Origin of the sequence: Bacillus sp. MUM 116, assembly GCF_001866655.1 — a bacterium.
GTDB lineage: Bacteria > Bacillota > Bacilli > Bacillales > Cytobacillaceae > Neobacillus.
Map to the genome: position 1 here is coordinate 1 of NZ_MLYR01000041.1, position 25416 is coordinate 25416.

Genomic DNA, 25416 nt, shown 5'->3' on the forward strand with positions numbered 1-25416 from the left:
CTAGAAACTTAAGTATTTGACCCTTATTAAGGTCCGAAAGGAACAAAGTTTACGAAAAGAGCCTTTTCTAAAAAAAATACTTAAGGCGGGCAAAATCTAAAAACCCGGCAAAAAATTTTTGCCGGGCTGTAATTTATATTTTTCAATTAATTAAACGAAAAATCCAAGGAAAACGATATTCCTTGCCTTCATATGCTTTAATCGCAGCAATGATGGTAAAGACAACCGCTGCAATTCCCAAAACCCATAAGGCAATAATCCCGATTACGATAATGGTTAAAATTCCACTGATGATGCTATACACTGTATAGGAAATAAAAAAGTTAAAATACTCTTTACCGTGATAATCAACGAAAGATGATTCATCTTTTTTAATTAACCAAATCACCAATGGACCAATAATCGGAAAAATAAAACTTACTATATATAGACATACCGCCAACAACCTTTCTTCGCTTGTTGCCATTTTCATCCCCCTATAAATAATGTTGTAATTATTCCTCATTTATATGTACGCACCTAACAGTGGAAGATTTCATTTTTTCTGGTAAAATCCGCTTATTATTTTTAGGGGCTTGCTTTCTTGGAACAGGGCAAAATAACCTAAAAATATATTACTGAACACAAGTTTCCGCATTGGGCACTTGTGCATATATTTAAATAAAAACCCGCTAAAATTTAAACTCTTCTGAAAATACGCTAATTGGTAAAATGCAAATACATGAAAAATAGGAAGAAAGGTTTCATTATGACAAAAATACTTTTAAAAAATGCAACGGTATACCCGGTTACCACCAATCCGATTCATTCAGGGGATGTCTTAATAAATGAAGGAAAAATTATAAGTATTGGGCATAATATCAGGACGGACTCGGACGTAAGAGTAATCGATTGCGGAAAGGGCTACCTTTTTCCAGGGTTTATTGATGTCCATACCCATCTTGGACTTTATGATGAAGGAACAGGTTGGGCTGGAAATGATGCGAATGAAACAGCGGAAGCTCTAACTCCGCATATTCGGGCTTTTGACGGTGCTTATCCATTGGATGCCGGGTTTACGGATGCAGTCAGAAGCGGAATCACCACGGTGCATATTATGCCTGGAAGCGCAAATATAATCGGTGGAACCACAGCGGTGATTAAAACGACCGGTAAAAATATTAAGAAAATGCTTGTTAAAGAAATCGCGGGCTTAAAAATTGCTTTAGGAGAAAATCCAAAAAGAATCCACAGTCATGGAAATAGCGACTCCATTACAAGAATGGGGATAATGGGCAAGCTTCGCGAGGCTTTTTATCAGGCAATATACGCGGATAATTCGGAAGATTTAAGGATTGCACCGATTATTATGGCCTTAAAAAGGGAAATTCCTGTTCGAATCCATGCACATCGTGCTGATGATATAATTACCGCTATTCGTTTTGCAGAAGAATTTAACCTTGACCTGAGAATTGAGCATTGTACAGAGGGCCATCTCATTGCCAGTGAATTAGCCGAAATGGGCCTTAAAGTATCGGTAGGACCAACGTTAACAAGAAGGTCGAAAGTCGAGCTAAAAAATAAAACGTGGAAAACCTATCATGAACTTACCAATCATGGCGTAGAAGTTTCGATTACAACCGACCATCCTTATACACCAATTCAATATTTGAATATTTGTGCTGGAATTGCAGTAAGAGAAGGATTGCCCGAACAAAAAGCTTTAGAAGGGATAACGATTTTTCCGGCAAAAAATTTAAAAATTGACGACCGTCTTGGAAGTATTGAAGAAGGAAAAGATGCTGATTTGGTTTTATGGAGCCATCATCCTTTCCACTATCTTTCAAAACCAAAATGGACAATGATTGGCGGAGTAATGGTTTATGAAGAGACAAAAACCTTGTAGAAAATTGCCAAAAATTTTTGTAGAAAAACAATCAAAAACCTATTTATTTTTATCTTTTTTTTATGGTATCATACTTTTAATGAGACGAATTGTAACTTGAATCTAGGTGATTATGTTAATTTTTGTTTGACAAAAAAACGATATAGGGAAGGCAAATGGTGCGCCACCAGTTTACTGGTTCTAGTGGGTTCGATTCCCACCCCGAAATTTTTTAGCAATTCTAATAAAAAATTTCGAGGGTGGGCCGTTTTCTTTTGACATGGGAGCGGATTGCCCTAATGGAGGGGTATTCATGCTCAAAAAAAGAGATCTTCATGAGAGCCACACACTTTATGAACTAATGACGCATCCAGATGTCTTCCCTTTTGTACGCCAAAAAGCTTCATCCCATGACGAATTTGTATTCGTAACAAAACAAACCATGGAAGCGGAAGAACGCGGTGAATTAATTTCCCGCACCATTCTTGATGAATGGGGTTCCCCTATTGGAACAATTAATTTGTTTGATATTGAAGACAATGCCGGATTTTTGGGAACATGGCTAGGTAAACCGTTTCATGGAAAAGGGTATAATAATGCAGCAAAAGAGGCATTCTTTAGTGAACTTTTCTATGAATTAGGAATTGAAACCATTTATATGCGTATCCGCAATGTAAATATTCGCTCTATTAAAGCGGCTGAAAAACTTCCTTATGTAATGAAAGCTAATGAAACAAGAAAATCACTCTATGAGCAATTAAATGCCAATGGTGTGGTATATGATTTATATGAAATTTCAAAGGATCAATATACTTTCTATCTAATGAGAAACGACTCATTAGGCTCAGATTCCACCCATTTATTAGAAGCTTAAAAAGCAATCGGAAGCTGCCGATTGCTTTCTCTTTTAAGTAAAGGCAATGTTAAAGGTAATTGTTGATTTCTTAACCCTGTTGATTGAAGTGGAAGGTGCGAAGACTCCTGTGGGAATACGGAGCAGAGAAGACCCCGCAGGAGCGCAAGCGATGAGGAGGCTCCACGAACCGCTCGCACCTGGAGCGGAAATCAGCAGCCAATTTTAATAAAGCCTAAGAAAAAAGACTAAGCGCCCTTCGGTGCATAGTCATTGTCTTTTTTGATATCCTTTTATTAATCTATGACGCTTTGCTCAATTGTTTCATTCGTGTCACTTATACCCATCTGGAGCAAAAAATCTTCTAATTCCTCATTCGTTAACGTTTCAAAGCGACCATCATGAAAAAATACCTGGGTTTGATTCGGGTTAATTCGATTAATATTAAAGCTCATTTTACTTTGCTCCTTTCCATAGATGATACACTTCTATTATCCACAAAAAAACAATTTTCATTCCGTGTAATCAAATTGTTCAATAAATCGTAAATGCAATTTAACATTCAAAAAGAGCCCTAATATTTTTCATTAGGACTCTTTTATATTTTATTCGTCTCTTAATGCTTTTCCTAATACATCGATTCCCCCTGTCACCGGTATAATACTTCCTGTAATAAAACTTGATTTTTCATCAACAAGAAAAGAAATGACTCTCGCAATATCTTCGCCCGTTCCAGGTCTGCACGCTAGTTCTTCATCGGAAAATATGGATTGATCAATAAATTTTTCTTTCCAGGCAGTGGTAATGTCACCCGGACTCACCATATTAGCGGTTATCCCGTTTGCTGCTTCTTCAATTGCCATGGTTCTAGTTAAAGAGGCAAGGCCAGTTTTGGCTGCTGCAAAAGCTGAGCGATAGATCCAACCTGGTGCCGTTTCGACCCTGTCAAATCCCATTGTAATGATTCTTCCCCATTTATTTTTGCGCATAGTTGGAATAGTCAGCTTTGATAAATTAAAAACAGCGGACAGATTTCCATTTAATAAATAACTCCACTCTTCAAATGTGTAGTCCGTTAAACTCTTTCTTTCATGTATGTAAGGGCCTGCATTATGGATTAAAACATCGATTGAAGGAAATTCACCAAATGCTTGATTAATCATGCGGACGCAATCCTCTTGTTTTGCCACATCCCCTTGAAGCAAACGACATTTGGTACCATAGCCTTCCTCGATTTGCTTAGCAAGCCTATTGGCTTCCTTTTCGCTATTTCGATAATTTATAATCAGCTGATATCCCTTTTCTGCAAGTTGTAGAGCGGTGATTTTTCCAATGCCGGTTGCCCCTCCGGTAATCAAAGCGGTTTTTTTCTTCACAAACCATTACCTCTCTATTTTATAATTTACCTCTATACTATATGTTAAAAAGATTTGATTATATATGCAAATTTTAAACATTATCCTTTCTACACCAAAATTGAAAAGCAGGTTTTAATAACGGATAGGCGTTCGCTTGCATAGTATGATGTAGGACGAATAAGGCCCTTTTAGGCAGTTGAAAGGATGAAAAAAATGTTTCCTTGGAATATGTTCCCTTTTAATAAGGATATGAAGAATAACCTGCAAAATATGAAACCTGAAGAAATAAATAATTATGTCCAGGATTTGATTGGCAAGGTGATTCCCGGGTCTTTGCGCGGAATGATGAATCCTAATGAAATGTTTAATGGATTCACTTCAGGCGGCACGACCCAGCAGACTGCCACAGGAGCATTAAACTCTTCGGCGTTTGAAACCCATGACTTTGTATTTGTACGAATTCCGATAAAAAGTGAAGAATGGCTCAAGCAGCTGCGTATTTATCATACCTCGAACCAGCTAATTGTTGAGCATATCCCTCAATATGAAGATAAACATACAGTTACTCTTCCAGCAATTGTTAAAAAGAAAGGGGCGTCAGCAAATTATAAGGATGGAATGCTTGAGGTAAGAATCCCCAAAAATATCGATATGCAATTTTCTCAAATTGACGTTACAGAAATTATGTAACGTCAATTTTTATGGTATGTTTTTGTTTACGTAAAATAAGATGAATTATAGGCGGTGATGGGATGGAAATGGATAAACTTAAAAAATGGCTGGAATTGACCCAAAAATTTCAAGGGGACTCTTTTTGGGAGCAAATCTTCGATGAAAATAGTGTTGAGAAGGTTAAAAATAATCACTCCATTGGCACCTTTACAAAAATCCAGAGCTCTTTTCCAAAATGCGATTTATATGAGACTAATGAAGTTCTAATAATTGAAGCTGAAATACCGGGGTTGCGTAAAGAAGACCTGCACATAACTGTCATTCAACAGCTATTAACGATTACTGGAGAATTTAAAACCTTAAAAGAGGGAAGAAAATATTTTATCAAGGAAAGGGCCAATCGAACATTTAAAAAGGAATTAATCCTCCCCTATCCTGTCATGGTGAATAATATTCGCACTGAAATACGAAATGGAGTATTGGTCATTTTAATGCCGGTTAACAAGGAGGAAATCGAAACAATTCCCATTTCATTTGATCAGCAATCCTCTGAATAAAAATTTGACCAAGACAGCTTCTAATAGCTGTCTTTTTATTTTTCATTATTTAATTCTTCCATCAATTGATTATGGACCTCAATTAAATAAACTTTTGATTCTGGCGTTAGATTTGAACCGGTTATTCTTTTGATGGCAGCAAAATACTTTTCATATCTATTTTTCCGAACGCGAGGGTGCGAGTTTTCGTCTAATAATTCCCTTATGATTGCTTCTTTTAGAATTTCATCACTGCTTTTACCATTTATTATTAGTAAACGATTATTCCAAACTTTTCGGTATTCATTTAATACCCCATCAAAAAACTCTAATTCAGATGGCATTTCCTCACCTCGTATTATCAACATCATGTACATTGTTACATATTTCCTTGTATTTTGTAAAAAATAATAAAGAATATTTTTTTGAAAGGAGAAATTTATGTCCACTCCGTATAGATGTCCAAATTGTAAAACGAATCGAAGCCGGTTTAATATTATTGATCAAGTAGCCCATTCGGTCAAACTTGACCCACAATCAGGCGTAGTCGTGAGGGAGTATGGTGAAACAGAATTAGAACCATTTCATATCCCCTATAAGGGTCCTGACTACCGTATTCAATGTGGGGCATGCGGGTTAATTGAGGATGAGCGCACTTTTATTAAATTTGGAGAACAGCCTTAAACAAGAACACCTTTATAAATGTCTTCTTCATTTATAAAGGTGTTTTACTATTATTGTAAATAATTTTCTTTTAAAAATTGTTTTGAATCAATTTTCCACCCCTCGTTCGGTGAAAACCGCACCATATGAATTTCCCCGTTAAAGGTTTGTCTTCCCCGATTTTTTATGTACCAATCAATCTCAATTGGAAGATCCAAGCTAATTTGTTCAGTTAAATCCTCCGGAGGAAGCATGGGCAATCGTGAGATTCTTACCGTTTCAATTTTCGCAAGAACAGAGTTCCACTTAACCTTTTGCAACGAAGGAGTAGAAATGATTTTTGCATCATGTTGCATAAATCCGGCAATATATGCATTTACAACCTCATAAGGATTTGCCTTCCCCAAATAATCATCCAATCTTCCTGACGCCTTTAAAACCATTAACATATGGGATAAATCCATATTGTTTGTCCGATGTGTCGTACTCCCATAAAAATGAATACAAAAATGACCTGGAAAATTATTTTTAAGTGCCCCGGCTCCATGCGGCATCCCATGCATCGAAGCACCAATCCATTGATCTTTATGAATCACGATGATTGCCCGGCGTTTCCAGCTCCATTTTCCCCCATAGATTTTTTTCATAATCTTTGTATCCTTTGCAGTCAAAGGTTGTACATCTGCATGATGACTGCCTGCACGTCTTTGGACCTTGAACTGTTTCCCCGTCTCTACATCCAGAACAATGAATTTTGTGTACTTTGGTAAAATATGATTGACATCTTTCCATTGAAGCATTTCAATCTTATAACTGATATCTGCTGCTCTTGCGGCTTGAGCATTTAGGAGGATGAGAATAAAAAATAAAAAAACAGTTGCTTTCTTCATATAACCCCCCATTTCATGTAAATAAACTACATTTAAAGAGTTACCTGAAGAACAAAATATCATTCATCCTTATATTCATTTTCAAGTTTTTCAAGTCCTAATTTAATTTGAAGCCAATCCATATTTTCGCCAATAAAAACAAGATTTAACGGTAAATTCATTTGTTCCCTCATATATAACGGCATACCATATGAAAATTGAAATAAATAGGGATAACTTTGGGAATCAAATTTTACATATCCTTTAATCCGGTAGATGGTATCTGGAAGGGCTTTTAAAAACTCTTCATACCTTATATGACTGACCGGCCCCTGAAATTGGTAAACAAATGTAGATAAATTTAAGTTGTTTTGGGTAAAATGAGTTTTTGTTTTTTCTGTAAAAGAAACAGATAGTTCTTTTAACTGATTCATTGCAACTTTAGAAAAGTCGGTCAAGAGACATCTTGCTTTTGGGTTTATTGCTTGAATTTCAAAAGTAATTTTTGCCTGTTCAGAATCGGATAACTCAGACATTTTATTCACGATTATTAAGTCCGCATGTCTTACCTGTTCTAAAATCAGCTGCTGCAGCTGCGGACTCAAGCTCTTTCGATTTAACCATCTTAATCCATCAACGGTCGTGACAATTCCTTTAATATTTAATGCATCCGCAAAAAGTGGTGAAAGGATGGCATCCAATACCTCAACAGGATGAGCTGCCCCCGTTGTTTCAATATAAATTACATCGGGCTTTTCGATCTTTAATAATCCTTGAAGTTGCGCCTCTAACTTGTCCTGAATTGAACAGCAAATACATCCACCTAATAATTCCTTTAACGCTACATCCTCGTCAACAGCATTTGAATCAATGGACACTTCACCCAGCTCATTCATCATGACGGCTACTTTTCTTCCCAGCTTATGTTCCTCTTCGAGCAGGCGTTTTAAAAAGGTTGTTTTCCCGCTTCCTAAAAATCCTGATAAAATATAAACTTCCGATTTGTTCATTTTATTTCCTGCCTTTTTTCGATTTACATTATTTCATTATACCGGAAATAGAAAAGTGGAAAAAGAAAAAAACGGATGAAACCTACATCCGCTCTTTTAATTTATAATCAATCTTGATTGACCTTCCTCTTCTGGAATGGAATTCACAGTTGCCGATTTTCCCATTCCGTTACCTTTGACAATTTGTAATGGTTCAACGGTGTTGATAGGATTAATGATGGTTGATAATCCTAAACTTACTAATTGCCCTTTACCTAAATCAGTATCAATGCTATTAAACACTTCATTGATGATAGAGGGAGCAAGGGATATTAACCTGTCTGAAGACTGATTTCTTATCGCTCCTTTTAGTGAAGAAAAAATCATTTTTAATTCCTCACCATTTTCAGCGCCCACCCCCTCTTGCTGAATAACAGAAAGAATTTCCTTTCCATGTAATGGTTTGCTCTCTTGATTGATTTTTACACCGGCCGGCGCCAATTGATCAATCATTTTACTGATAGCGGAAGGATTTAACATAAAATAATGATCAATAGAAATTCCATAATTCTTTTGAACTGTTTGTTTTAATTCGTTGAAATTAAGTTTACTTTTTGCTGTTTCTTTTACTGGTAATAAAACAGGAGCGGCCTTTATATTTTGTTTCTCTTGATCGTATCGCACAATAACTGCTGCAATTGTTTTTGAAGCCTCGGAGTCTGCATTATTTTCAGTAATTAAAAAATTCACAGGCTTTTGCTCTGAAATAGGCAGTTCTTTCGCCGACTCTTTTGCAGTATGGAACAGTGATTTTAATGGACCATACCCCAAAAAAGAAAGCACAATGACAACGAGTACTAGTTTCCTCATTCTAAACACCAACTTTATCCAAATCGTTACTGTCCATTTTCGGAAAACCGTTTAAGAAATATACATTATCGTATAAAAAAATCCGGTTCCTTCTACTGTTAGAAAGATTCCGGATTTTTACTGTTTATTTCATTCTTGTCTTTAATACTTCGATTGCTTTTTTCAATTGTGTATCATTCTTTTGGATTTTATCTCGTACAAGCTCCATTAACTTCATCGTTGAGTCGTCTTGTAGGTATCCATTTACTTTTAATTTATTGGCCTTTTGGAATTTTTCTACAGCTGTTTCTGTCTTCTGATCGAAGAATCCATCCGTCCTGCCCGGGTCAAAGCCAACTGCTTTTAACATTTTTTGTGCTGTTTTCACATCCTCCGAGGAAGTGGAGAGTGCCAGCTTTTTATCCGGATTGATAATTGGCAATGATGCATAATCAGGAAGTTTCACCGGATAATCAGGCATAATCCCTTTCTTATGAATCCAATTTCCATTTGGTGTTAACCATTTGGCAATCGTGTATTTCAGATTGGAACCATCTGGGAAATCCTCTGCGGTTTGTACTGTGCCTTTTCCAAATGACTTTTCACCCACCAATGGTATTCCGGCAGATTCTTTTACCGCTGCAGAAAGAATTTCTGAAGCACTTGCACTGCCTTTATCAATTAAAACTACTAAAGGTAGAGTAGGGTTTCCTTCATTTTGTGAAGTAAACTCCTTAATCTTGCCATTCCGGTCTTGTTCTTTCACTACTACTTTCCCTTTTGGAACAAACATGCTGGAAATACTAATTGCTTGGTCCAATAAACCGCCCGGATTTTGACGTAAGTCCAAGACAAGTCCTTTCATGCCTTTCTTTTGTAAATCGTTTAATGTTGTAACAAGTTCCTTTGCCGTATTAGTTGAAAAACTGGTAATCTGAACTTTGGCAATTCCCTTGCCAACCATTTCACCGTATACGGTTTCAATTGGAATCTCATCACGAACGATTGGTACTTTTACAGGGGCATCTGAGCCAGGTCGCTGAATGGTTAATTCAACCTTTGTGCCTTTTTTCCCGCGAATTAATGTCACAGCCTGAGTAGAAGTCATTCCTTGCAGACTTTTTCCATTTACGGCTGTAATCATATCATTTGGTTTTAAACCGGCTTTAGCTGCCGGAGATCCTTTAATAGGGGACACGATTAAAATATGTCCATCTTTTTCCTGTATTTCAGCACCAATTCCTTCGAAAGAAGAAGAAATTGTGCTGTGAAAGTTTTTAGCTTCTTCATCACTCATATAATCAGAGTAGGGATCATCCAAGGATTGCACCATTCCGTTAATGGCCCCATTGATTAGTTTTTGCTGGTTCACATTCTTGAAATATCCATTATTTAATGTATCGTATGCGGTATAGAATTTTTTAAATTCTGCCCTCTCTTTTCCTACTGTTACAACTTTTTCATTTCCAAATGCCAGCGCAAAAGCTGTTACCCCAGCAGACAGAAAAATTACGAAAAACAATAGCATGATAAAATGGAATTTTTTGAAGCGAATATAGCCTGATTTGTTTTCTGCTGCTTGCTCTTGTCCAATTTGCTCTTCATCCAAAGCCTTCACCACTTTCATTTACCATAAAAATAAGTTTTTGAGAACAATCATCTTCCTTTTTTCTAATGTTAAAGCTCATTTTAGAGTTTCTCTTAGAAAAAATGAGCCCTTAGTGTTTAGAATAACATCTTTTTATTAAAATTAACAAAGAAAAGTGATAGGTGCCTTAAAATAATAATGGCACACACCTATTAGGCAGTGCCAAAAATGAATTTAAATCTTTACCCGTTTTAAACGCAATGAATTGGTGACGACGGATACTGAACTAAATGCCATTGCAGCACCGGCTACCCACGGTGCTAGTAAGCCTAAGGCAGCTACAGGTATTCCGGCAGAATTGTAAATGAGTGCCCAGAAAAGGTTTTGACGAATATTTAACATTGTTTTTTTACTTAAAGAGATCGCTTTTGGTATCAAAGTCAATTCTCCGCCCAGGATAGTGATATCTGCAACCTCAATAGCAACATCTGTACCTGTTCCAATCGCAATTCCAATATCGGCAAGAGCAAGCGCAGGGGCATCATTAATCCCGTCTCCTACCATTGCTACCTTTTTCCCTTGCTGTTGCAGTTCTTTTATATGATTTGCTTTTTCATCCGGGAGAACTTCTGCGATTACATTCGTAATTCCTACTTGACCCGCGATTGCTCTAGCAGTGCCCTCATTGTCTCCCGTTAACATATAAACGTCAATTCCGAGCTGCTTTAATTGATCCACTGCGAGCTTGGCATTTTCTTTTACTGTATCTGCCACAGCGATAATTCCCATTACGGTTCCTTGAATGGCAATGAACATCGCCGTTTTCCCTTGTTCTTCAAATCGAAGTAAGTCTTTTTGGACCGTTTGATAGGAAATGTTTTTCGTTTCCATTAGCATACGTGTCCCAATTGCAACCTCTTCGTCACCAATTTTTGCTTCAATTCCGTGACCGGGAACGGCCGTAAAGCGTTTTACCGGCATTGTACTTGTTCGTCTTGCAAGCCCAAATTGAACAATGGCTTCTGCCAACGGGTGTTCTGAGGACTTCTCTACAGAGACAAGATATTGCAGTACCTTCTTTTCATCCTGATAAGCAATAAAATCGGTAACCGTTGGCTGCCCTTTTGTAATGGTCCCGGTCTTATCGAGGACAATCGTATTAATTTTATGAGCGGTTTCCAAATGTTCTCCGCCTTTAAATAAAATTCCCATTTCCGCTCCTTTACCTGTTCCGACCATGATTGATGTCGGGGTAGCAAGGCCGAGTGAACATGGGCAGGCTATTACAAGGACGGCAATGGCCGTTTCAAACGCTGATGGAAAATGACCGGGTACCACGATAATGTACCAGATTAAAAAGGTCAGAATCGATAGGGCAACAACTACTGGGACAAAATAGCCGGAAATCGTATCGGCAACTCTTTGGATCGGAGCTTTACTGCCCTGCGCTTCCTCGACAATTTTGATAATCCCTGCAAGCGCCGTATTTTTCCCAACTTTTGTTGCCTTTATTGTTAAGGTTCCATTTTTATTGATCGTGGAGCCAATGACCGGATCTCCGTTTAGTTTTTCAATGGGAATGGATTCTCCGGTAATCATCGATTCATCTACTGAAGATTGCCCGGAAATCACCTCTCCATCTACTGGAATCTTTTCACCCGGTTTAACGATCACGATATCCATAACCTTCACATCATCAATCGGAACCTTGATTTCATTTCCTTTTTTTATTATGGTTGCTTCCTTTGCCTGTAATCCTAACAGCTTGGAAATCGCCTCGGTCGTCCGGCCTTTTGCAATGGCCTCAAATAATTTGCCTAGTAGAATTAATGTAATTAGTACAGCACTGGTTTCAAAATAAAGATGCGGGACGAAATCAGGGTTTTTAATTGTCTTGATTCCTTCCGAAAGACTGTAAAAATATGCGGCAGAAGTACTTAACGCAACAAGAACATCCATGTTCGCGCTTTTATTTTTCAATGCTTTATAGGCACTTGTATAGAATGGTCCACCGATATAAAACTGAATCGGAGTCGCAAGCAGCAATTGAAACCACGGATTCATAAACATGGAAGGCATTGGTAATCCAAAGTCCCAAGGTATGTGGGTAAGCATTGTATAGAGTAAAGGGCTTGATAATATAACGGAAAATAAAAGTTTGTTTTTCCTTTGATTTAATTCCTCTTCTTTATGCTGTGCCTTTACGCTCCTATCCTCTTTTTGACTAGCTCCGTAACCAAGATTTTCTATTTTTTTGATGATTTCATTACTCGATACTTTTTCACTTTCAAATGATACTGCTGCCGATTCCATTGCCAAATTTACATTTGCCTCAACCCCCTCCATCTTATTGAGGACTTTTTCAATTCTTGTTGAACAGGCAGCACAAGTCATGCCGGTTATATCTAATTTCAGCTGTTCTTTCATAAAAATGAATCACCACGCAATCTTTTATAAAACAGTTTCTATTAAATTCATTCTACACCGAATTCGACAATTTTCGACGGTGATACTCACAGGTATTCATTATTAAATTCTCCTCATGAGGATGTAGTTCCTTTTAAAAAAACAAAAAACCCCTCTTCTGTGAAAAAGAGGAGTGGTAATGCGATTTAATCTTAAATTGCAGCCTCTAATGCTACTTCAATCATGTCATTAAAGGTTAGTTGTCTTTCTTCAGCGGTCGTTTCTTCACCCGTCAGGATATGATCACTTACGGTTAGAACGGAAAGTGCTTTGCGGCTATATTTAGCGGCAAGTGTATATAGTGCAGTTGTTTCCATTTCAAGCGCCAGGATTTGATACTGGGCCCATTTTTCATGATTTGCATTATCGTTATAGAACATATCAGCAGTGAAGACGCTGCCAACCTTCAAATTTAACCCTTTTTCAATACCGGCATCATAGGCTTTTTTCAGTAATTCAAAGTTTGCGGTTGGAGCATAGTCGATTCCACCAAAGGTAAGGCGGTTCATATTGGAATCAGTGGAGCTTGACATTGCTAAAATAACGTCACGAACCTTTACATCCTTTTGGATGGCACCGCAGGTCCCAACACGGATTAAATTTTGGACATTATAACTTTGAATTAATTCGTTTACATAAATCGAAATAGATGGAATCCCCATTCCTGTTCCTTGAACGGAAACTCTTTTTCCTTTATAAGTACCTGTAAAACCAAACATATTTCGAACTTCGTTATAACATACAGCCCCCTCCAAAAAGGTTTCTGCAATATATTTTGCCCGAAGCGGATCTCCCGGAAGCAGGACTGTTTCGGCTATATCATTTTCTTTTGCTGCAATATGTACACTCATTGATAATCCTCCAATAATGTCTTAGTGTGGATATTCTACCCACCAATGACAATATATCACAATCATTTTGTAATGAAAAACCTTTCAGAGGTTTGGACATGAAATTTAATATTTGTGGGAAACTAATTTTTGATGAAGAAATGGAGGAGGAAAAATAAATGGGAAAAAAGCATCGAAACCGCACTGGTTCGCCGAAAAAAAATAATCATATCCCGCCGGAAGCAATCGTGGCTGAACATGAGGCACATGCAAAAGAACATCAAGCATCAGGCGGCCGAAAAAGAACCTAAGGTTTTCCTTAGGTTTTTGATTTCTTTATCGAATCAAAATCCGATTGATTCGCTCCCAGCCGCCCGGTTTTAATTGGAAATAATGTTGCCCTCGTCTGCCTTCATCAATTAAAATGATATCCCCCGTGGTAAGAAATCTTCCTTTATAATTTTCGGGGATTCTGTCAGTCACATTAAAACAGCTAAAGGTTTCCTGTAGGCATTGTTCACGGTTATTTGCTTTTACAAATGTACGATACACCTCTTTATAACCTTTATTATCTCTGTACTTTGGAGTTTGAAAGATCGTTACATCATATTGCATATTAGCTCTTCAAGTTAGCATTCTGATCATCATATTCCTCCATTCAGATTGTATTTACTATATTAATTAAAGAACCCCCCTGCCGATTCCTTCTGTGAATAGCCTCTAATTTTGTCGAATTTTCCTTATTTTTTAAAATTGATTGAAATTTTCTGTTAACAAACAAAAAGCGAGCAGTTATGCTCGGCTTTTGTTTGTTTGCTTGTATTCTAAAAGATTATTCATCTTGAATTTCCTCATCGATTATACTTTTTTCGATTAAATATTCGAAGGTGATATCTGCGAGTTCTTCCAATTCTTCATCGCTAGGAACGTATCCCCTTTTAACAAGCTCATGAAAGAAAAATTCGGCAATTTCTTCTGTATCAATAAATACTTCAATTTCTCTCATTAGCATCGCCCCCTTTTTTAAAACTCTATGATGAAACAGGCTTTTTCATGCTTATTAGTTCACAAAATTACCATTTCAAATTCTTTTAACAATAGTTTTCATTATTCACCGATTTTTTTCTAAAAAAACATGTCTTTTTAGATTTGGACAAGCATAAGATGGTGAAAAATACATTTCTGAGGTGAAACGATGTCAAACTTACAAATGAAATTAGAGGAATTTATTGAAGACGTGAACCGGGAGGATGGTTACACCCTCCAATTATTTGAAAAGATTACGAATATATTATTCTTTTTTATAAAATGGGGCGGCATACCTTTGGTTCTCTATTTATTATTCGAAATTACGAGGTGGTAGGTCTAAACATGGCTTTTGCCATCGTTATTTACGATGCTTTCCAATTTTCTAAGGATTACTCTCATCACATGGTAGTACTCTTGATCGTGAAAGAGTTCATATAATATGCGATAATCATTGAATATATCAAGTAAATAATCAATTAACTCTTTTTTTTCCTTTTTTCGTTCGATTTCTTCAAATTCTGCTTTTCTAATGGTGTTTTGTAATTTGGATGTTTTGTCTGGATTTTGCTGTTTATTTATTAAGTATAAGAGACCTAGTTTTTGAATAAATGTATCAGCACTTTCCGCATCAGCGACAAGAGTTAACTCTTCTTCTCCTGCTTCAAGCCACTCCCCGTCACTTACTCTGGAAAGTTCATATATTACGTCTTCCCATGCATCCTCTTTATATCGCCAGATTTCAGTTCGGAAACCGACAATTTTGAATAAATCGGCACCGTAACCGCTTACCTGGACCAAGTCTCCGAAAAAAAATTTATACTCAATATCGATTTGCTCCTGCTCCATCACGGTTCCTTCATATTCTGAAAGGAGCTGAAGGCCCGATTCAACAAAAAGACCATCGCTCTTATTTACTTCGTACACATACCGATCATCAAGCCATTTGATGTCTGTAACTTTGCTATTTTTAATCGGTGATTTCTCCCTTGTTATTAAAGGGGGTATATAAGTTTTTAATCATAAAAAACTCACATATCGAAATGATACATGAGTTTAATTTATCTTGTCATTCTTTATTTGATCTTTAGGACGCTGTTTCTTCATTTTATTATTCAATTCAAGCAGTCCTTTTGCCGCTTTTTTAGCATCAAAAGTTCCTCTCTCCGCATATTTCACTTTCATGAGATCACCTCATAGCAAAATATGCTTTTGAGTCTTGATTGGTACCTTGTCTTTATTTTTTTTCTTGAAAAATCATAAACAAATTTTAAAGGATGTTTTTTACTCAATCAAACGCAAAAATTTTAATGTTTCAATCATTCAGTGTTTTCCCTCCTCTAAGATAATCAAAATATTCATTATTATCATTATTTTACACATAATTGCTTAAAATATTCACTGAACAAAGTGGAGTGATAAGACAGAGCCGAAGAATACACATAAAATAGAATTATTAAATCCTTTATTTTTTGACAATCTCACTCGACAAAAATGAAACAAAAAAAGATAATTTTAAGATAAAAAGAAGTTAAACACAACAGCATAAAATATATGATAATGAAAATATAATCTATATTTACAAAAAACATGAGCTTTTAAAAAAGCTCACTCCTCCACCCTAATTACAGCCCATACGGCTGTTTTTTACTGTTTATGGAATAAATTACCTAATTGTTGAAATATCGTCACATACGTAGCCTAACCTTATCATTCGCACATCGTTGAACATAGGTTTTCTAAATTTTAGGATTTTTGTCTTTAAATTAATAATTGTAAATTAATCCTATTTGAAAGGAGTTGGAAGTTTTGTTCCAATTTCTCGAAGAACATAATTATTTTGTTTCAATGGATCAATTCGATAATTCAAAAGGACAGAAATATGGATTAGAAAAAGAATTGTATAATGTTTACAAATTCATTGATAACGAAGGCGGAGTTCTTCATATTTTTACACATACTACAAACAATTTTCATTGGATTTACCACTTTGCGAAAAAGCCTTATTTCATTCAAAAAAATGCAAGTCCTATAGAAAATGGGCCAGAATGGGTTCAAATCTTAATAAAAAAAATAGAAGGGACTGCTGATTAGTGCAGTGCCCTTCTTATTCATTTTTCTTTAACCCATTCCAAGTATTCAGAATAGCTAATAGCCGTTTCATCATCTATGAATTGATTTTCTCCATCTATAACAACAACTCTTTGTGTTGGGCTTTGTTTAAATGCTTTTGCATCATGAAAAAGCGTAACAATCGTGATTTTACTTTTAAAATCAATCGCTTCATCGCAAATATCGAAATCATTTTTATCCGTTCTATCTAAGACATAAACCAACGCTTTATTTTTGTAAAAATCCCGAACAACTAGCATTTCTCCATACATTCCGAAAGCGAAATCTTCTTCAGCTAATTTGTGCAGTGTATTGACAAAATCTTGGACATCCGTTTCTTCTAATCTTTGCTCCGTTCTCAACATAGCATGTTCGCTGAAATCTACCAAAAACTCTTTTTGATTAAGCTTAACAACCCCAAACATTATAATCCCCTTCCAACGCAGCGACGAAATATTTATGGCAATTTTATCATATTCTCTTCCATGCTTGTAAAAAAATGAATCTAAACAAAATATCCCACTATCTTGACCTTTCAGATATACTTGCGTATCTTTTCCATCAAATTCAACATTAGTTTTGATTTCAATGCCCTAAATTCCCGCCATCTGTAATGCAAGGTTTTTGTAAAAAATTTTCAAATTCATCCTCTTGCCTTCCTTTTATCATTAGTATTTATGATTCTATTATAAAGTAAGGCGGCAATGAGTAACCAACATATTTCCGATTACATATTAATTTTTTAACAATTTTTGTTTTCATTATTATCGCATCGATTCTGAAATAATGTTCGATATATTCTACCAAATCAATTAGAATTTGGACTTGATTAGATCTCTTTTCAATCGCCTCTTCGCTAAGTTAAATCTACCTATATTTGTGAAAATGGATTTAAGTTAGGAAGTTGGATCAGGACTCAACGAATTAGTTATAAGAATAATGATCTTACTTTAGAACGATATAAGCTGCTTGAAGAAATCGGGATGAAATGGAGTTCAAGACCAGGAGCAAAGAAAAGGCTAGCCGCCACGGATGAGGCGAATATTAAATCTGAATAGTGCCCTTCAAGACCTAACCAGTTACCAATTCCCAATTCACCGAAGAACATCCCATATGGTTGTTTTTTACTGTTTATGGGAATAAATCTAATGTGTTGAAGTATCGTCCCATGCGAAGCCGTACACCCCCTTAAATAACGCTTATGCTTAGATGGAAAACTATAGGAGGTATTTCATTGAGGTATTTCGAGCAGGAGAACAATTTGTTTTAGAAGTGATGGATTGAAATTCATTCAAAGTTGTATTACAAGAAAATTAAAAGTGAATGAATTTCTATGATTCATTTTTCCTCCTACAAAGGTTGTAGAAATTTGTATTTATATTGCTTTAATTTTTGTATAATTAAAACAATACGAATACAGTAGCTTGGGAGGTATAGCATGTTTGAGTTAAAAGAGAGCTTAGAGGCTACTTTTCAAAGTTGGTCTAAGCCAGCAAGTGATACTGAAGAAACGAAATGTGATAACGCACTAAGAATGATTAGAGAAGCTTTAAATAAATCAGACGTACTATCAAAATATGACATACAATTAATCCCTAAAGGCTCTTATCACAATAACACCAATGTAAGGTTAACAAGTGACGTTGATATAGCCGTAAAGTTAAAAGACGTTTTTTATGCAAATTATCCCGAAGGAAAAACAAACTCGGATTTCGGTAATCGCGGTGCAGATTATACCTTTGCTCAATATCGAAGTGATGTTGACCAAGCTATGATTGATAAATTCGGTAGCAATAACATCGAGTTCGGAAACAAAGCAATACAAATCAATTCTAATTCATATCGAGTGGACGCTGACGTTGTTCCGTGTTTTGAACATCGTCGATATTCTAAGGACGGAACTTTCATTACAGGAACTGAATTTATTACCCGCCATACTAACCAAAGTGTTATTAATTTCCCCGAACAGCACTATATTAACGGTGTGCGGAAAAATAACGAGACTTCAAGGCGTTATAAAAAAATGGTCCGAATTTTTAAGAGGCTAAGATATAATCTGCTTGATGAAGGTTATGGTGTTGAGGATGTATCATCTTTTCTAGTAGAATCATTAATTTGGAATGTGCCCAGTAATAAATTCAACAATGCAACACTAACGGAAGATGTGAAACAATGTTTTAATTACCTGATCACACAAACTTCGGATATTGAAAAATGCAAAGAGTGGGGAGAGGTATCCGATCTATTGTATTTATTTAATAGAACCAGGAAATACACCCGTAGTGATGCATATCGATTTTTAGTAGATGGTTACGCTTATCTATTCTAAATAGAAAAACTCCCATTACTTCACGCGTGGGAGTTTTTCTTTGTAATTCTTTTAAATTCCATTTTTCCTGTCGTTTTTCGCCCCGTCCAATAATGCCCCTCAAGCCTTAATTCACCATCGTGTTTGATCCGTAACTTAACTGCACCATCGTGTTTCGGATTAATATCTCTATCTTTATCTGCATCATTACCGTAAAGATAACATAAGAACTTTTGTTTACCTTCATCGATGCTAATATCACTAACATAACTGCTGCTATAGGATTTATCTGTTTCCATTTTTATATGAATGCTATCAAAATCATGTGTTATTTCCATTTTTGCTGGTATCGGATCGCCTTGTTGCCCTGTTTCAGGATATACATAGCTTGAATGTAAATGTCCTTCCCAACAACCACCTAGATATGGAATATTAGTTAGCCACTTATAAAAAAAGTCTGGAGCCAATTTCCAAATGATTAGCTTAAATAATATTTGGTCAATAAGCATAGTTGCTCCAGCAGCTGAAAATGCCACTCCAATAATGCTAAAGTCAAAATTTCTTCCCTTAAATGCCCATATAATAACAAATACTCCTAATGCAATTAAAAGTAGCGTTCGAAAATAAAGCTGCTTATTGTACATAAATGTCCCCCAGTTAATTTACTAATGTTTTCCTGTATCAATTATAATCATTTTTTCGTTAAAAATCTTTAAATGTGTGCTAATACCAGCTTTCGTTGTTGAATCTCATTATTCTCCTCTTAAATAACGATAAAATGTACTTTTTCCGATATTGAGTTGCTGGCAAATCTCGTTGACGGTATATTCCTTGGATTTATACATTTTCATGGCAGTTTCCATTCTTTTTTGCGACTTCTTTGGTCTTCCGCCCATTCGCCCACGTTCTTTAGCAGCTTGAAGCCCGGCTTTCGTTCTTTCCGCAATCATTTCTCTCTCAAATTCTGCCAACCCTGCAAAAATAGTAAAAAAATACACATCCAACCAAACCCTTATTAGAACAAACTTATAAAAGATGAATCCCAACATTAACATTCTATAAATGTTATTTAATTGAATATCACACATATAGAGTTATTCATGGTAAAATTTACCCATGAACCAGTTTCTGTTGGAAGTATGAAACTTTAATACAAAAGAGGAGAAAAAACAGGGGGATTGAGAATGAAAAAGATAATATTGGGCGGTGCAGTTTCCTTACTTGCTTTATCTATTATAAGCGGCTGCGGGAACAAGGAAGAAGGAAAGAAAAAAGAAGCAGTAAAAGCGACTGTTCAGGAAGTAAAGGGAGAAAAGAACACCAAAAAAAACACAGATAATTTGGAACAGACATCTTTTAAAATCCTCGAAACCATTAAACAGTTTGGAGGCGGAACTGTCAATTTAAATCAAGAAATTAAAACACCTGGGAGTTTTTATGTCTCAGAGAAGAATGGCAATGTTTTTCTAACAATTCGAGACGATATGTATGGAAATTATCGAGAAGTCTCTGGAAATTTGGAAAAATGGAAAAGTATTTCTGATGGATTCGAAAACAATTATTTAGTGGGTCAATACCCTCGGGGTTACTATTTTTTTGATATAGAAAATAAAAAGATCACTTCAGGGCATTTTTATTTTTCAAACACCAATACTCAAGGGCAACAAGCAGGAAGTGTTCCAGTAAATGATTTATATTTGGTGAATACTTCTAAAAGTGAGGGTTTTATTACTCCGGACGTTGAAAATCGATATGCTTTGTATGTGGATGGAGAAAAAATATTGGATTTCCAAGATATTAAGCACATCATGTCAAGGGTTCCTCGACAGACTCAATCTCTTTATGAGTCAAAAGTGTTTGTGGATATAAAACAGAAAAAAATGTACTTTATAGGAGAAAATACGAATGAAATTAATCAGCTGGATTTAGGAACCGGAAAACCTTTGTTTGCAACTGGAGAAATGAAAAAGATTGAAATTAATGATAATAGTTCTACTTCTATTATTGGAGATGCAAACGGAGATTTGTACGTCGTTCAATCAGGAGACAAAGTGATAGTTTCTCTTTATGACCATAATCTTGATTTAGTTGCTGGGAATTTCGAAGTTCCTGTTCAAAATCCAAAGGATGTTGCGGTTTCTGTCACTTCTAGTGAACTCCATATTTGGGATATGTATATGTTTGAACTGGACCCGACCATTGAGTTAATCCGAGTTTCCAAATCCTTTTCCTTAACAGGCAACAAAGAGGATAATCAGAAGATAGTATCAGAGGTCCTTAAAGCAGGATCCAAAAAAGATAAAGAAACATTTCGTAATTATTTGGTTAATGATTTTGGAGAAGAGGCAAAAACTCACCTTGAAGAAGTATTCTTTGGGACAAATTTTCCAAGTTATGAGATTGTAGATATTGTGAAATCGGATAAAGTTTTAAGCTTCGCAAATTTACCAGCAGGGGCAGAATTAGAAACTTATAATGCTACCATTAGTCTAAAAGATAACGGTGAATCAAAAAGATTGGTTATTTCTGTGACCCTTTACAAAGAAAAAGATGGATGGAAAGTTTTATCGTTTGATGAAAGCAATTAATAAGTATTTTGTAAAGAAGCAACAGTAAGGTGTTGCTTCTTTTTATTATCCTTCATTCTTATTAAATCCCGTTTTATTCCATTTGACAACAACTGTACAGTAAGATTCTCTGATTCCTTTATTTTATATCCTCTTTGTCACGATTCAAATAACGATAGAATGTGCTTTTTCCAATGTTTAACTGTTGGCATATCTCATTTACGGTAAATTCCTATGATCAATTTCTTCTACGATGATCAGCCCCATAGAATCAAAACAAAGAAAAAGCATTTTATAAAATCTTATCTAATATATATAAGTAGTTGGTTTTGTGTTTAAAAAAAGTTTGCTATATAATAGGAGGTGAAGGGATGTGTTATGGGTGAAGATACAGCAAAAAGACGGTAATGTTCGGATATTACGGTCGGGAAAAAAAGCAGAAATTAGGGAACATTTTTCAAAAAACAATGAACATAATGAAACTGTTGCCGTAGTAGAGGCTGCCCATGATTTCGTAAAAGCTGCTTCTGAAACCTCTGATATACCCGTTAAGGTGGTCATTGGTGGTACAATCATCGTCGAAAGCAATCCATACCCTGAATTTTTGTCTGTCTTTGAAGTATCGAAATTGTTAGGTAAATCAATGGCCGAAGTAACTGCTATGTGTGAAACGGGAAACGGCATTATAGCCACAAGAAGAAACGGTGAATCGGGTGAATGGCTAATCGATTCAGAACAATTCATGGACAGAGATAATTTTCATGACATAATTGAAACTAAAGAGAAAATACGAGAAAATAACAATAAAATTCAATCTTTTATGGACTTATTATCCAAAGGTAAGGAGATTGACTAAGCCTATCTCTAGTGGGTAGGTTTTTTTGTGGGGGATTAACAAATGGCAATGAATGTAGCAGGGATGATTGTAGATACAAATTTTCTTATTTATAAAACGGATAAACCTCATAAACGGGTCAAAGGTGACCAAAAAAAATTACAACATAACGCGTACATAAGGATTGCGAATAAAATTTGGGAGGACTTCGATAAACAAAATATTCGGCTGTATTTACCTAATGAAGTCATAAGAGAAACGGAAGTTCATGAAAAAGTCCCTAGTAAATACAATCCATCTCAAATTACAAAAATGCACACGATTAAAGACGAATTAAAAGAAAGAATTGTTGAAGGGGATTATACATTAGAAAGAGAGCATAGGGTTAGACTTCTTTCTGCTTATTTGAAAAAATTTGGCGTAAGAACCCCATCTGGTAAGATTATTCATTATCCCGGCGTAAGTGATGCAAGATTAATCATTACTGCTTTAGATGCCGGTCTAGGAATTGCAACTGGAGATGTTGACGATTTCTTATTATTTGCGGTATTGGGATATACTTTATTCGATGTTGTGAACAATCAATGCATAACCATTCCAAAAGAGGATTTGAATAAAATAAAAGAGGATCCATTTTTTATTGAATGTGAGAAAATAATCAAAAACAATAACGTATAAAAAATAAGGCTCATTTCGTAAAGTTTGTTGCTTTTTAAATACGGTAGGCCCAATGTTTATCGGGTGTTTGAAGCGAAGTTTTCAATTTAAAACTTTTCATCAATGACTCTAAGGATTTGCAGACCGACTTGTTGTTTAAAAACAATACTCTTTGCGAAAACAGTCAAAAATAAAAACACCATTAAAGAGGTGTTTTATTTTTTTATGCTTTATACAAACTAGTTTTGAAACCCTCCGCCATTTCTGTGATTTCGCTAATCTTGATCTGGAATTCTGACGATTTTTTTACCTCTTTTTACTGAAATGGTACCGAATCCACTATTTGATCCTTTCAGTCCTATTCAAATAACGATAGAATGTGCTTTTGCCAATGTTTAACTGCTGGCAAATCTCGTTCACCGTGAACTCCCTTGATTCATACATTTTCAATGCCGTTTCCATTCTTTTCTTTGATTTTCTCGGCCTGCCTCCAAGTCGGCCCCGTTCTTTTGCAGCTTGAAGCCCCGCTTTGGTTCTTTCCACGATCATTTCTCTTTCGAATTCAGCGAGCCCCGCAAATATCGTAAAAACAAAGCGGCCCATTGCCGTAGAAGTATCAATGTTGTCCTGCAACGAGACGAAATGAATATCGTTTTCTTTAAAATAAGCCATGATTTCGACCAAATGCTTCACGCTGCGGCCGATCCTGTCCAATTTCCACACCACAACGGTATCTCCAGGTTTGACCAAATCCATCAGTTTATCAAGTTCTGGCCGCTCAACCCTCATTCCGGATAATACTTCTTCAAATATCAAATCGCACCCGTATTGCGTTAATGCGTCCGTTTGTAATCCTAATTTTTGATCTTGTGTGGAAATTCTAGCGTAACCGTATATCAAATATACTTCACTCCTTTTAGTTTTGAAACGTTTTTGAGATATTGAGCCCAGTATGGACAGAATGGCCATGAATTACGCCTAAAATTTTTATTATTTTGTTTGACTTAAAATTGTATCTTATTAGAATAAGAAAAAAATCTTGTTCAAAAGGAGGTTAGTGTTTTGAAGTTGTTGAAGGGGTTTACGTTAATTGAAGTACTGATTGTTGTAGCAGTCATTGGAGTGCTGACCTTTCTTTTTATACCCAAAAATGATAATGATGCTAACATTCGTAAAATGCAAGCCAGTGCTAAGTCCATTGAAACTGCTTTGGCGAGCTATTCACTTGATAGCGGTTCTTATCCAGAAAAAAGCACATTTGACCCAAGTAATCCAGATTTTGCTGATACGATTAACATTATCAAAGATGAATTGGGAAAGAGAGGGTATGATAAAGAGTCAGCATACGCAGATTTAGTCGCAAAGAATGCCTTTAAATCTATTGATGAAAACAAAATTCGGAAATATCTTCGGGCGGCTCCGAACAATTTAAAGGATTTTATTTATATCGATGATTCAAAATTGAACGGTTTTGTTTTTAAAATCAAAGCGGATAAAGATCAAAATGGAATGGTTTATTCAGGGGATTATCAAATGCCTCTGAGTTCTCTTTTGCCTTTAACACCCACTCATTTTATTGCGAACAATGTGACAGGTTCCTCAGTTGATCTCTCTTGGGACGCAGTCTCGGGAGCGACGTCTTACACAGTGAAAAAAATGGAACCATTATATATACAGGGTCTTCTACAACCTATACAGCCAGTGGTTTAACGGCAGCTACTTCTTATACCTTTACGGGGGAAGCGACCAATAGTAATGGCTCCAGTTCTCAAGCCACTTTGCTGGTCACTACCAAAACGATGTATCTTGCGATAAATGGTTCTACCGATTATCTAAAAGCCCCTACTTCTATAAATTATGATAAATGGGTAATCGATTGTTATATCGACGGTACTCTCCCTCGCCATCAATATATCATTGGTTCAAACAACATTATTTTACGGATAAACGCGAATACTACAAGTCTGTTTGATAATCAGATCAATCAAACAGGATTTACTACTGGTGCTCGAACGACGATCACTTTGACAGCAACAGGAGGAGCGGAAAATTCTAATGTAGGCATCTTTGGAGATGGTACGAATTCAACTAAAGGGAAAATTTATAGCATTAAAATTTATCACGGCGGAGTTTTGAAGACTTATTATAATATGAATACTGGAACACTTGTAGATCAATCTGGAAATGGAAATAATGGAACATTAGTGGGCGGAACCTGGATGACGGAATAAACAAAAATATCAGCTAAATTGCTGATTTTTTTTTAATGTTTTGAAACTGACTTTTGGGACCAATTAAAGCTTGAAATTAAGTTGTTGTAGACAATGTCCCATAAACGTTCATTTATGGGAGTGATTATGTTGAAAGCAAAAAA

General features: G+C 35.9%; 33 protein-coding genes and 2 pseudogenes. 16 read left to right on the plus strand and 19 right to left on the minus strand.

Annotated elements, in window-relative coordinates:
* Positions 1-142: 142 nt before the first annotated feature.
* Positions 143-466, minus strand: a complete 324-nt coding sequence (locus BIV60_RS11295) for a DUF4870 domain-containing protein (RefSeq protein ID WP_083402218.1) — start codon at positions 464-466, stop codon at positions 143-145.
* 282 nt (positions 467-748) lie between these two features.
* On the opposite strand from BIV60_RS11295, the gene BIV60_RS11300 reads away from it, so the two are divergent.
* From BIV60_RS11300 to BIV60_RS29620, 3 genes are all read left to right on the plus strand, one after another.
* Positions 749-1885, plus strand: coding sequence for an amidohydrolase (locus BIV60_RS11300; RefSeq protein WP_071355846.1), 1137 nt, complete (start codon positions 749-751; stop codon positions 1883-1885).
* 292 nt (positions 1886-2177) lie between these two features.
* Positions 2178-2738 (plus strand): GNAT family N-acetyltransferase, encoded by a 561-nt coding sequence (locus tag BIV60_RS11305; protein ID WP_071355847.1) that lies wholly within the window; start codon positions 2178-2180, stop codon positions 2736-2738.
* A 46-nt stretch (positions 2739-2784) separates the two neighbouring features.
* A complete protein-coding gene (locus BIV60_RS29620) occupies positions 2785-2946 on the plus strand; it encodes a hypothetical protein (RefSeq protein ID WP_177177276.1) in 162 nt (53 codons plus the stop codon).
* Positions 2947-3013: 67 nt separating this feature from the next.
* Here BIV60_RS29620 and BIV60_RS29625 read toward each other — a convergent pair whose 3' ends face one another.
* Positions 3014-3172 (minus strand): hypothetical protein, encoded by a 159-nt coding sequence (locus tag BIV60_RS29625; protein WP_177177277.1) that lies wholly within the window; start codon positions 3170-3172, stop codon positions 3014-3016.
* Between the two features lie 150 nt (positions 3173-3322).
* Entirely contained in the window at positions 3323-4093 is a 771-nt protein-coding gene (locus tag BIV60_RS11310; protein ID WP_071355848.1) for an SDR family oxidoreductase, read from the minus strand.
* A gap of 195 nt (positions 4094-4288) precedes the next feature.
* Between BIV60_RS11310 and BIV60_RS11315 the strand changes: the two genes are divergently transcribed.
* Positions 4289-4765 (plus strand): Hsp20/alpha crystallin family protein, encoded by a 477-nt coding sequence (locus BIV60_RS11315; RefSeq protein WP_071355849.1) that lies wholly within the window; start codon positions 4289-4291, stop codon positions 4763-4765.
* Between the two features lie 62 nt (positions 4766-4827).
* Positions 4828-5304, plus strand: coding sequence for an Hsp20/alpha crystallin family protein (locus tag BIV60_RS11320; RefSeq protein ID WP_071355850.1), 477 nt, complete (start codon positions 4828-4830; stop codon positions 5302-5304).
* A 35-nt stretch (positions 5305-5339) separates the two neighbouring features.
* On the opposite strand, the gene BIV60_RS11325 is transcribed toward BIV60_RS11320, so the two are convergent.
* Positions 5340-5627 carry a hypothetical protein gene (locus BIV60_RS11325; protein WP_071355851.1) on the minus strand — a complete coding sequence of 96 codons (288 nt, stop codon included), beginning with the start codon at positions 5625-5627 and terminating at the stop codon, positions 5340-5342.
* A 97-nt stretch (positions 5628-5724) separates the two neighbouring features.
* Between BIV60_RS11325 and BIV60_RS11330 the strand changes: the two genes are divergently transcribed.
* Complete coding sequence (locus tag BIV60_RS11330; protein ID WP_071355852.1) at positions 5725-5967, plus strand: DNA alkylation repair protein; 243 nt, start codon at positions 5725-5727, stop codon at positions 5965-5967.
* A gap of 50 nt (positions 5968-6017) precedes the next feature.
* On the opposite strand, the gene BIV60_RS11335 is transcribed toward BIV60_RS11330, so the two are convergent.
* The 6 genes from BIV60_RS11335 to deoD all read right to left on the minus strand — a co-directional run bounded on the left by BIV60_RS11335 (position 6018) and on the right by deoD (position 13558).
* On the minus strand, positions 6018-6836 hold the full coding sequence (locus tag BIV60_RS11335) for a hypothetical protein (RefSeq protein ID WP_071355853.1): 819 nt from the start codon (positions 6834-6836) through the stop codon (positions 6018-6020).
* A 59-nt stretch (positions 6837-6895) separates the two neighbouring features.
* Positions 6896-7825, minus strand: coding sequence for a CobW family GTP-binding protein (locus tag BIV60_RS11340; RefSeq protein WP_071355854.1), 930 nt, complete (start codon positions 7823-7825; stop codon positions 6896-6898).
* A gap of 96 nt (positions 7826-7921) precedes the next feature.
* Positions 7922-8674 carry an LCP family glycopolymer transferase gene (locus tag BIV60_RS11345; RefSeq protein WP_071355855.1) on the minus strand — a complete coding sequence of 251 codons (753 nt, stop codon included), beginning with the start codon at positions 8672-8674 and terminating at the stop codon, positions 7922-7924.
* Between the two features lie 124 nt (positions 8675-8798).
* Positions 8799-10262, minus strand: a complete 1464-nt coding sequence (locus BIV60_RS11350; RefSeq protein WP_483295111.1) for a lmo1851 family serine protease — start codon at positions 10260-10262, stop codon at positions 8799-8801.
* A gap of 213 nt (positions 10263-10475) precedes the next feature.
* The gene (locus BIV60_RS11355; RefSeq protein ID WP_071355857.1) at positions 10476-12668 is read right to left on the minus strand and encodes a heavy metal translocating P-type ATPase; all 2193 of its coding nucleotides are present in this window, start codon (positions 12666-12668) and stop codon (positions 10476-10478) included.
* 191 nt (positions 12669-12859) lie between these two features.
* The gene (gene deoD / locus BIV60_RS11360) at positions 12860-13558 is read right to left on the minus strand and encodes a purine-nucleoside phosphorylase (RefSeq protein WP_071355858.1); all 699 of its coding nucleotides are present in this window, start codon (positions 13556-13558) and stop codon (positions 12860-12862) included.
* 158 nt (positions 13559-13716) lie between these two features.
* Here deoD and BIV60_RS30400 point away from each other — a divergent pair, with 158 nt between their 5' ends.
* Entirely contained in the window at positions 13717-13848 is a 132-nt protein-coding gene (locus BIV60_RS30400; protein ID WP_256218389.1) for a hypothetical protein, read from the plus strand.
* Between the two features lie 25 nt (positions 13849-13873).
* On the opposite strand, the gene BIV60_RS11365 is transcribed toward BIV60_RS30400, so the two are convergent.
* Both BIV60_RS11365 and BIV60_RS11370 read right to left on the minus strand, forming a co-directional pair.
* Entirely contained in the window at positions 13874-14152 is a 279-nt protein-coding gene (locus BIV60_RS11365) for a hypothetical protein (protein ID WP_071355859.1), read from the minus strand.
* 217 nt (positions 14153-14369) lie between these two features.
* Positions 14370-14543, minus strand: a complete 174-nt coding sequence (locus tag BIV60_RS11370; protein WP_071355860.1) for a YozD family protein — start codon at positions 14541-14543, stop codon at positions 14370-14372.
* A gap of 189 nt (positions 14544-14732) precedes the next feature.
* Between BIV60_RS11370 and BIV60_RS29630 the strand changes: the two genes are divergently transcribed.
* Positions 14733-14900, plus strand: coding sequence for a hypothetical protein (locus BIV60_RS29630; RefSeq protein WP_177177278.1), 168 nt, complete (start codon positions 14733-14735; stop codon positions 14898-14900).
* Positions 14901-14902: 2 nt separating this feature from the next.
* Here the strand turns inward: BIV60_RS29630 and BIV60_RS11375 are convergent.
* Positions 14903-15526: pseudogene (locus BIV60_RS11375) on the minus strand (hypothetical protein); the annotation flags it as partial.
* Positions 15527-15619: 93 nt separating this feature from the next.
* Positions 15620-15748 (minus strand): hypothetical protein, encoded by a 129-nt coding sequence (locus BIV60_RS30405; RefSeq protein ID WP_256218390.1) that lies wholly within the window; start codon positions 15746-15748, stop codon positions 15620-15622.
* 624 nt (positions 15749-16372) lie between these two features.
* On the opposite strand from BIV60_RS30405, the gene BIV60_RS11380 reads away from it, so the two are divergent.
* The gene (locus BIV60_RS11380) at positions 16373-16657 is read left to right on the plus strand and encodes a hypothetical protein (RefSeq protein ID WP_071355862.1); all 285 of its coding nucleotides are present in this window, start codon (positions 16373-16375) and stop codon (positions 16655-16657) included.
* A 17-nt stretch (positions 16658-16674) separates the two neighbouring features.
* On the opposite strand, the gene BIV60_RS11385 is transcribed toward BIV60_RS11380, so the two are convergent.
* Complete coding sequence (locus tag BIV60_RS11385; RefSeq protein ID WP_071355863.1) at positions 16675-17100, minus strand: hypothetical protein; 426 nt, start codon at positions 17098-17100, stop codon at positions 16675-16677.
* Positions 17101-17550: 450 nt separating this feature from the next.
* On the opposite strand from BIV60_RS11385, the gene BIV60_RS30930 reads away from it, so the two are divergent.
* Together BIV60_RS30930 and BIV60_RS11390 are read left to right on the plus strand one after the other, a co-directional pair.
* Entirely contained in the window at positions 17551-17733 is a 183-nt protein-coding gene (locus tag BIV60_RS30930; RefSeq protein ID WP_083402220.1) for a helicase associated domain-containing protein, read from the plus strand.
* 380 nt (positions 17734-18113) lie between these two features.
* Positions 18114-19004 carry a nucleotidyltransferase domain-containing protein gene (locus BIV60_RS11390; RefSeq protein ID WP_071355864.1) on the plus strand — a complete coding sequence of 297 codons (891 nt, stop codon included), beginning with the start codon at positions 18114-18116 and terminating at the stop codon, positions 19002-19004.
* A gap of 20 nt (positions 19005-19024) precedes the next feature.
* On the opposite strand, the gene BIV60_RS11395 is transcribed toward BIV60_RS11390, so the two are convergent.
* Complete coding sequence (locus BIV60_RS11395) at positions 19025-19627, minus strand: Cap15 family cyclic dinucleotide receptor domain-containing protein (RefSeq protein WP_071355865.1); 603 nt, start codon at positions 19625-19627, stop codon at positions 19025-19027.
* 108 nt (positions 19628-19735) lie between these two features.
* Entirely contained in the window at positions 19736-19981 is a 246-nt protein-coding gene (locus tag BIV60_RS11400; RefSeq protein WP_071355866.1) for a helix-turn-helix domain-containing protein, read from the minus strand.
* Between the two features lie 186 nt (positions 19982-20167).
* On the opposite strand from BIV60_RS11400, the gene BIV60_RS11405 reads away from it, so the two are divergent.
* Positions 20168-21571, plus strand: a complete 1404-nt coding sequence (locus tag BIV60_RS11405) for a hypothetical protein (RefSeq protein ID WP_071355867.1) — start codon at positions 20168-20170, stop codon at positions 21569-21571.
* Between the two features lie 118 nt (positions 21572-21689).
* On the opposite strand, the pseudogene BIV60_RS30935 reads toward BIV60_RS11405, so the two are convergent.
* Positions 21690-21773, minus strand: a pseudogene (locus BIV60_RS30935) (helix-turn-helix domain-containing protein); the annotation flags it as partial.
* Between the two features lie 150 nt (positions 21774-21923).
* Here BIV60_RS30935 and BIV60_RS11410 point away from each other — a divergent pair.
* Both BIV60_RS11410 and BIV60_RS11415 read left to right on the plus strand, forming a co-directional pair.
* Positions 21924-22406: a hypothetical protein gene (locus BIV60_RS11410; protein WP_071355868.1), complete on the plus strand. Its 483-nt coding sequence runs from the start codon at positions 21924-21926 to the stop codon at positions 22404-22406.
* 42 nt (positions 22407-22448) lie between these two features.
* Positions 22449-23063, plus strand: coding sequence for a PIN domain-containing protein (locus BIV60_RS11415; RefSeq protein ID WP_071355869.1), 615 nt, complete (start codon positions 22449-22451; stop codon positions 23061-23063).
* Between the two features lie 318 nt (positions 23064-23381).
* Here the strand turns inward: BIV60_RS11415 and BIV60_RS11420 are convergent, their stop codons facing one another.
* Positions 23382-23942, minus strand: coding sequence for a recombinase family protein (locus tag BIV60_RS11420; RefSeq protein WP_071355870.1), 561 nt, complete (start codon positions 23940-23942; stop codon positions 23382-23384).
* A gap of 162 nt (positions 23943-24104) precedes the next feature.
* On the opposite strand from BIV60_RS11420, the gene BIV60_RS11425 reads away from it, so the two are divergent.
* Positions 24105-24752, plus strand: coding sequence for a type II secretion system protein (locus tag BIV60_RS11425; protein ID WP_071355871.1), 648 nt, complete (start codon positions 24105-24107; stop codon positions 24750-24752).
* 89 nt (positions 24753-24841) lie between these two features.
* On the plus strand, positions 24842-25273 hold the full coding sequence (locus BIV60_RS11430; protein WP_071355872.1) for a hypothetical protein: 432 nt from the start codon (positions 24842-24844) through the stop codon (positions 25271-25273).
* The last annotated feature ends 143 nt before the right edge of the window (positions 25274-25416 follow it).

Coding starts and splice junctions, on each gene's coding strand:
- BIV60_RS30400 (WP_256218389.1), top strand. CDS start 13,717: ATGGGAAAAAAGCATCGAAACCGCACTGGTTCGCCGAAAAAAAATAAT.
- deoD (WP_071355858.1), bottom strand. CDS start 13,558: ATGAGTGTACATATTGCAGCAAAAGAAAATGATATAGCCGAAACAGTC.
- BIV60_RS29625 (WP_177177277.1), bottom strand. CDS start 3,172: ATGAGCTTTAATATTAATCGAATTAACCCGAATCAAACCCAGGTATTT.
- BIV60_RS11405 (WP_071355867.1), top strand. CDS start 20,168: ATGAAAAAGATAATATTGGGCGGTGCAGTTTCCTTACTTGCTTTATCT.
- BIV60_RS11370 (WP_071355860.1), bottom strand. CDS start 14,543: ATGAGAGAAATTGAAGTATTTATTGATACAGAAGAAATTGCCGAATTT.
- BIV60_RS11315 (WP_071355849.1), top strand. CDS start 4,289: ATGTTTCCTTGGAATATGTTCCCTTTTAATAAGGATATGAAGAATAAC.
- BIV60_RS11365 (WP_071355859.1), bottom strand. CDS start 14,152: ATGCAATATGATGTAACGATCTTTCAAACTCCAAAGTACAGAGATAAT.
- BIV60_RS11305 (WP_071355847.1), top strand. CDS start 2,178: ATGCTCAAAAAAAGAGATCTTCATGAGAGCCACACACTTTATGAACTA.
- BIV60_RS11325 (WP_071355851.1), bottom strand. CDS start 5,627: ATGCCATCTGAATTAGAGTTTTTTGATGGGGTATTAAATGAATACCGA.
- BIV60_RS11295 (WP_083402218.1), bottom strand. CDS start 466: ATGGCAACAAGCGAAGAAAGGTTGTTGGCGGTATGTCTATATATAGTA.
- BIV60_RS11340 (WP_071355854.1), bottom strand. CDS start 7,825: ATGAACAAATCGGAAGTTTATATTTTATCAGGATTTTTAGGAAGCGGG.
- BIV60_RS11345 (WP_071355855.1), bottom strand. CDS start 8,674: ATGAGGAAACTAGTACTCGTTGTCATTGTGCTTTCTTTTTTGGGGTAT.
- BIV60_RS11335 (WP_071355853.1), bottom strand. CDS start 6,836: ATGAAGAAAGCAACTGTTTTTTTATTTTTTATTCTCATCCTCCTAAAT.
- BIV60_RS11395 (WP_071355865.1), bottom strand. CDS start 19,627: ATGTACAATAAGCAGCTTTATTTTCGAACGCTACTTTTAATTGCATTA.
- BIV60_RS11330 (WP_071355852.1), top strand. CDS start 5,725: ATGTCCACTCCGTATAGATGTCCAAATTGTAAAACGAATCGAAGCCGG.
- BIV60_RS11300 (WP_071355846.1), top strand. CDS start 749: ATGACAAAAATACTTTTAAAAAATGCAACGGTATACCCGGTTACCACC.
- BIV60_RS29620 (WP_177177276.1), top strand. CDS start 2,785: ATGTTAAAGGTAATTGTTGATTTCTTAACCCTGTTGATTGAAGTGGAA.
- BIV60_RS11320 (WP_071355850.1), top strand. CDS start 4,828: ATGGAAATGGATAAACTTAAAAAATGGCTGGAATTGACCCAAAAATTT.
- BIV60_RS11430 (WP_071355872.1), top strand. CDS start 24,842: ATGTATCTTGCGATAAATGGTTCTACCGATTATCTAAAAGCCCCTACT.
- BIV60_RS11355 (WP_071355857.1), bottom strand. CDS start 12,668: ATGAAAGAACAGCTGAAATTAGATATAACCGGCATGACTTGTGCTGCC.
- BIV60_RS30405 (WP_256218390.1), bottom strand. CDS start 15,748: ATGAAAGTGAAATATGCGGAGAGAGGAACTTTTGATGCTAAAAAAGCG.
- BIV60_RS29630 (WP_177177278.1), top strand. CDS start 14,733: ATGTCAAACTTACAAATGAAATTAGAGGAATTTATTGAAGACGTGAAC.
- BIV60_RS11415 (WP_071355869.1), top strand. CDS start 22,449: ATGGCAATGAATGTAGCAGGGATGATTGTAGATACAAATTTTCTTATT.
- BIV60_RS11385 (WP_071355863.1), bottom strand. CDS start 17,100: ATGTTTGGGGTTGTTAAGCTTAATCAAAAAGAGTTTTTGGTAGATTTC.
- BIV60_RS11390 (WP_071355864.1), top strand. CDS start 18,114: ATGTTTGAGTTAAAAGAGAGCTTAGAGGCTACTTTTCAAAGTTGGTCT.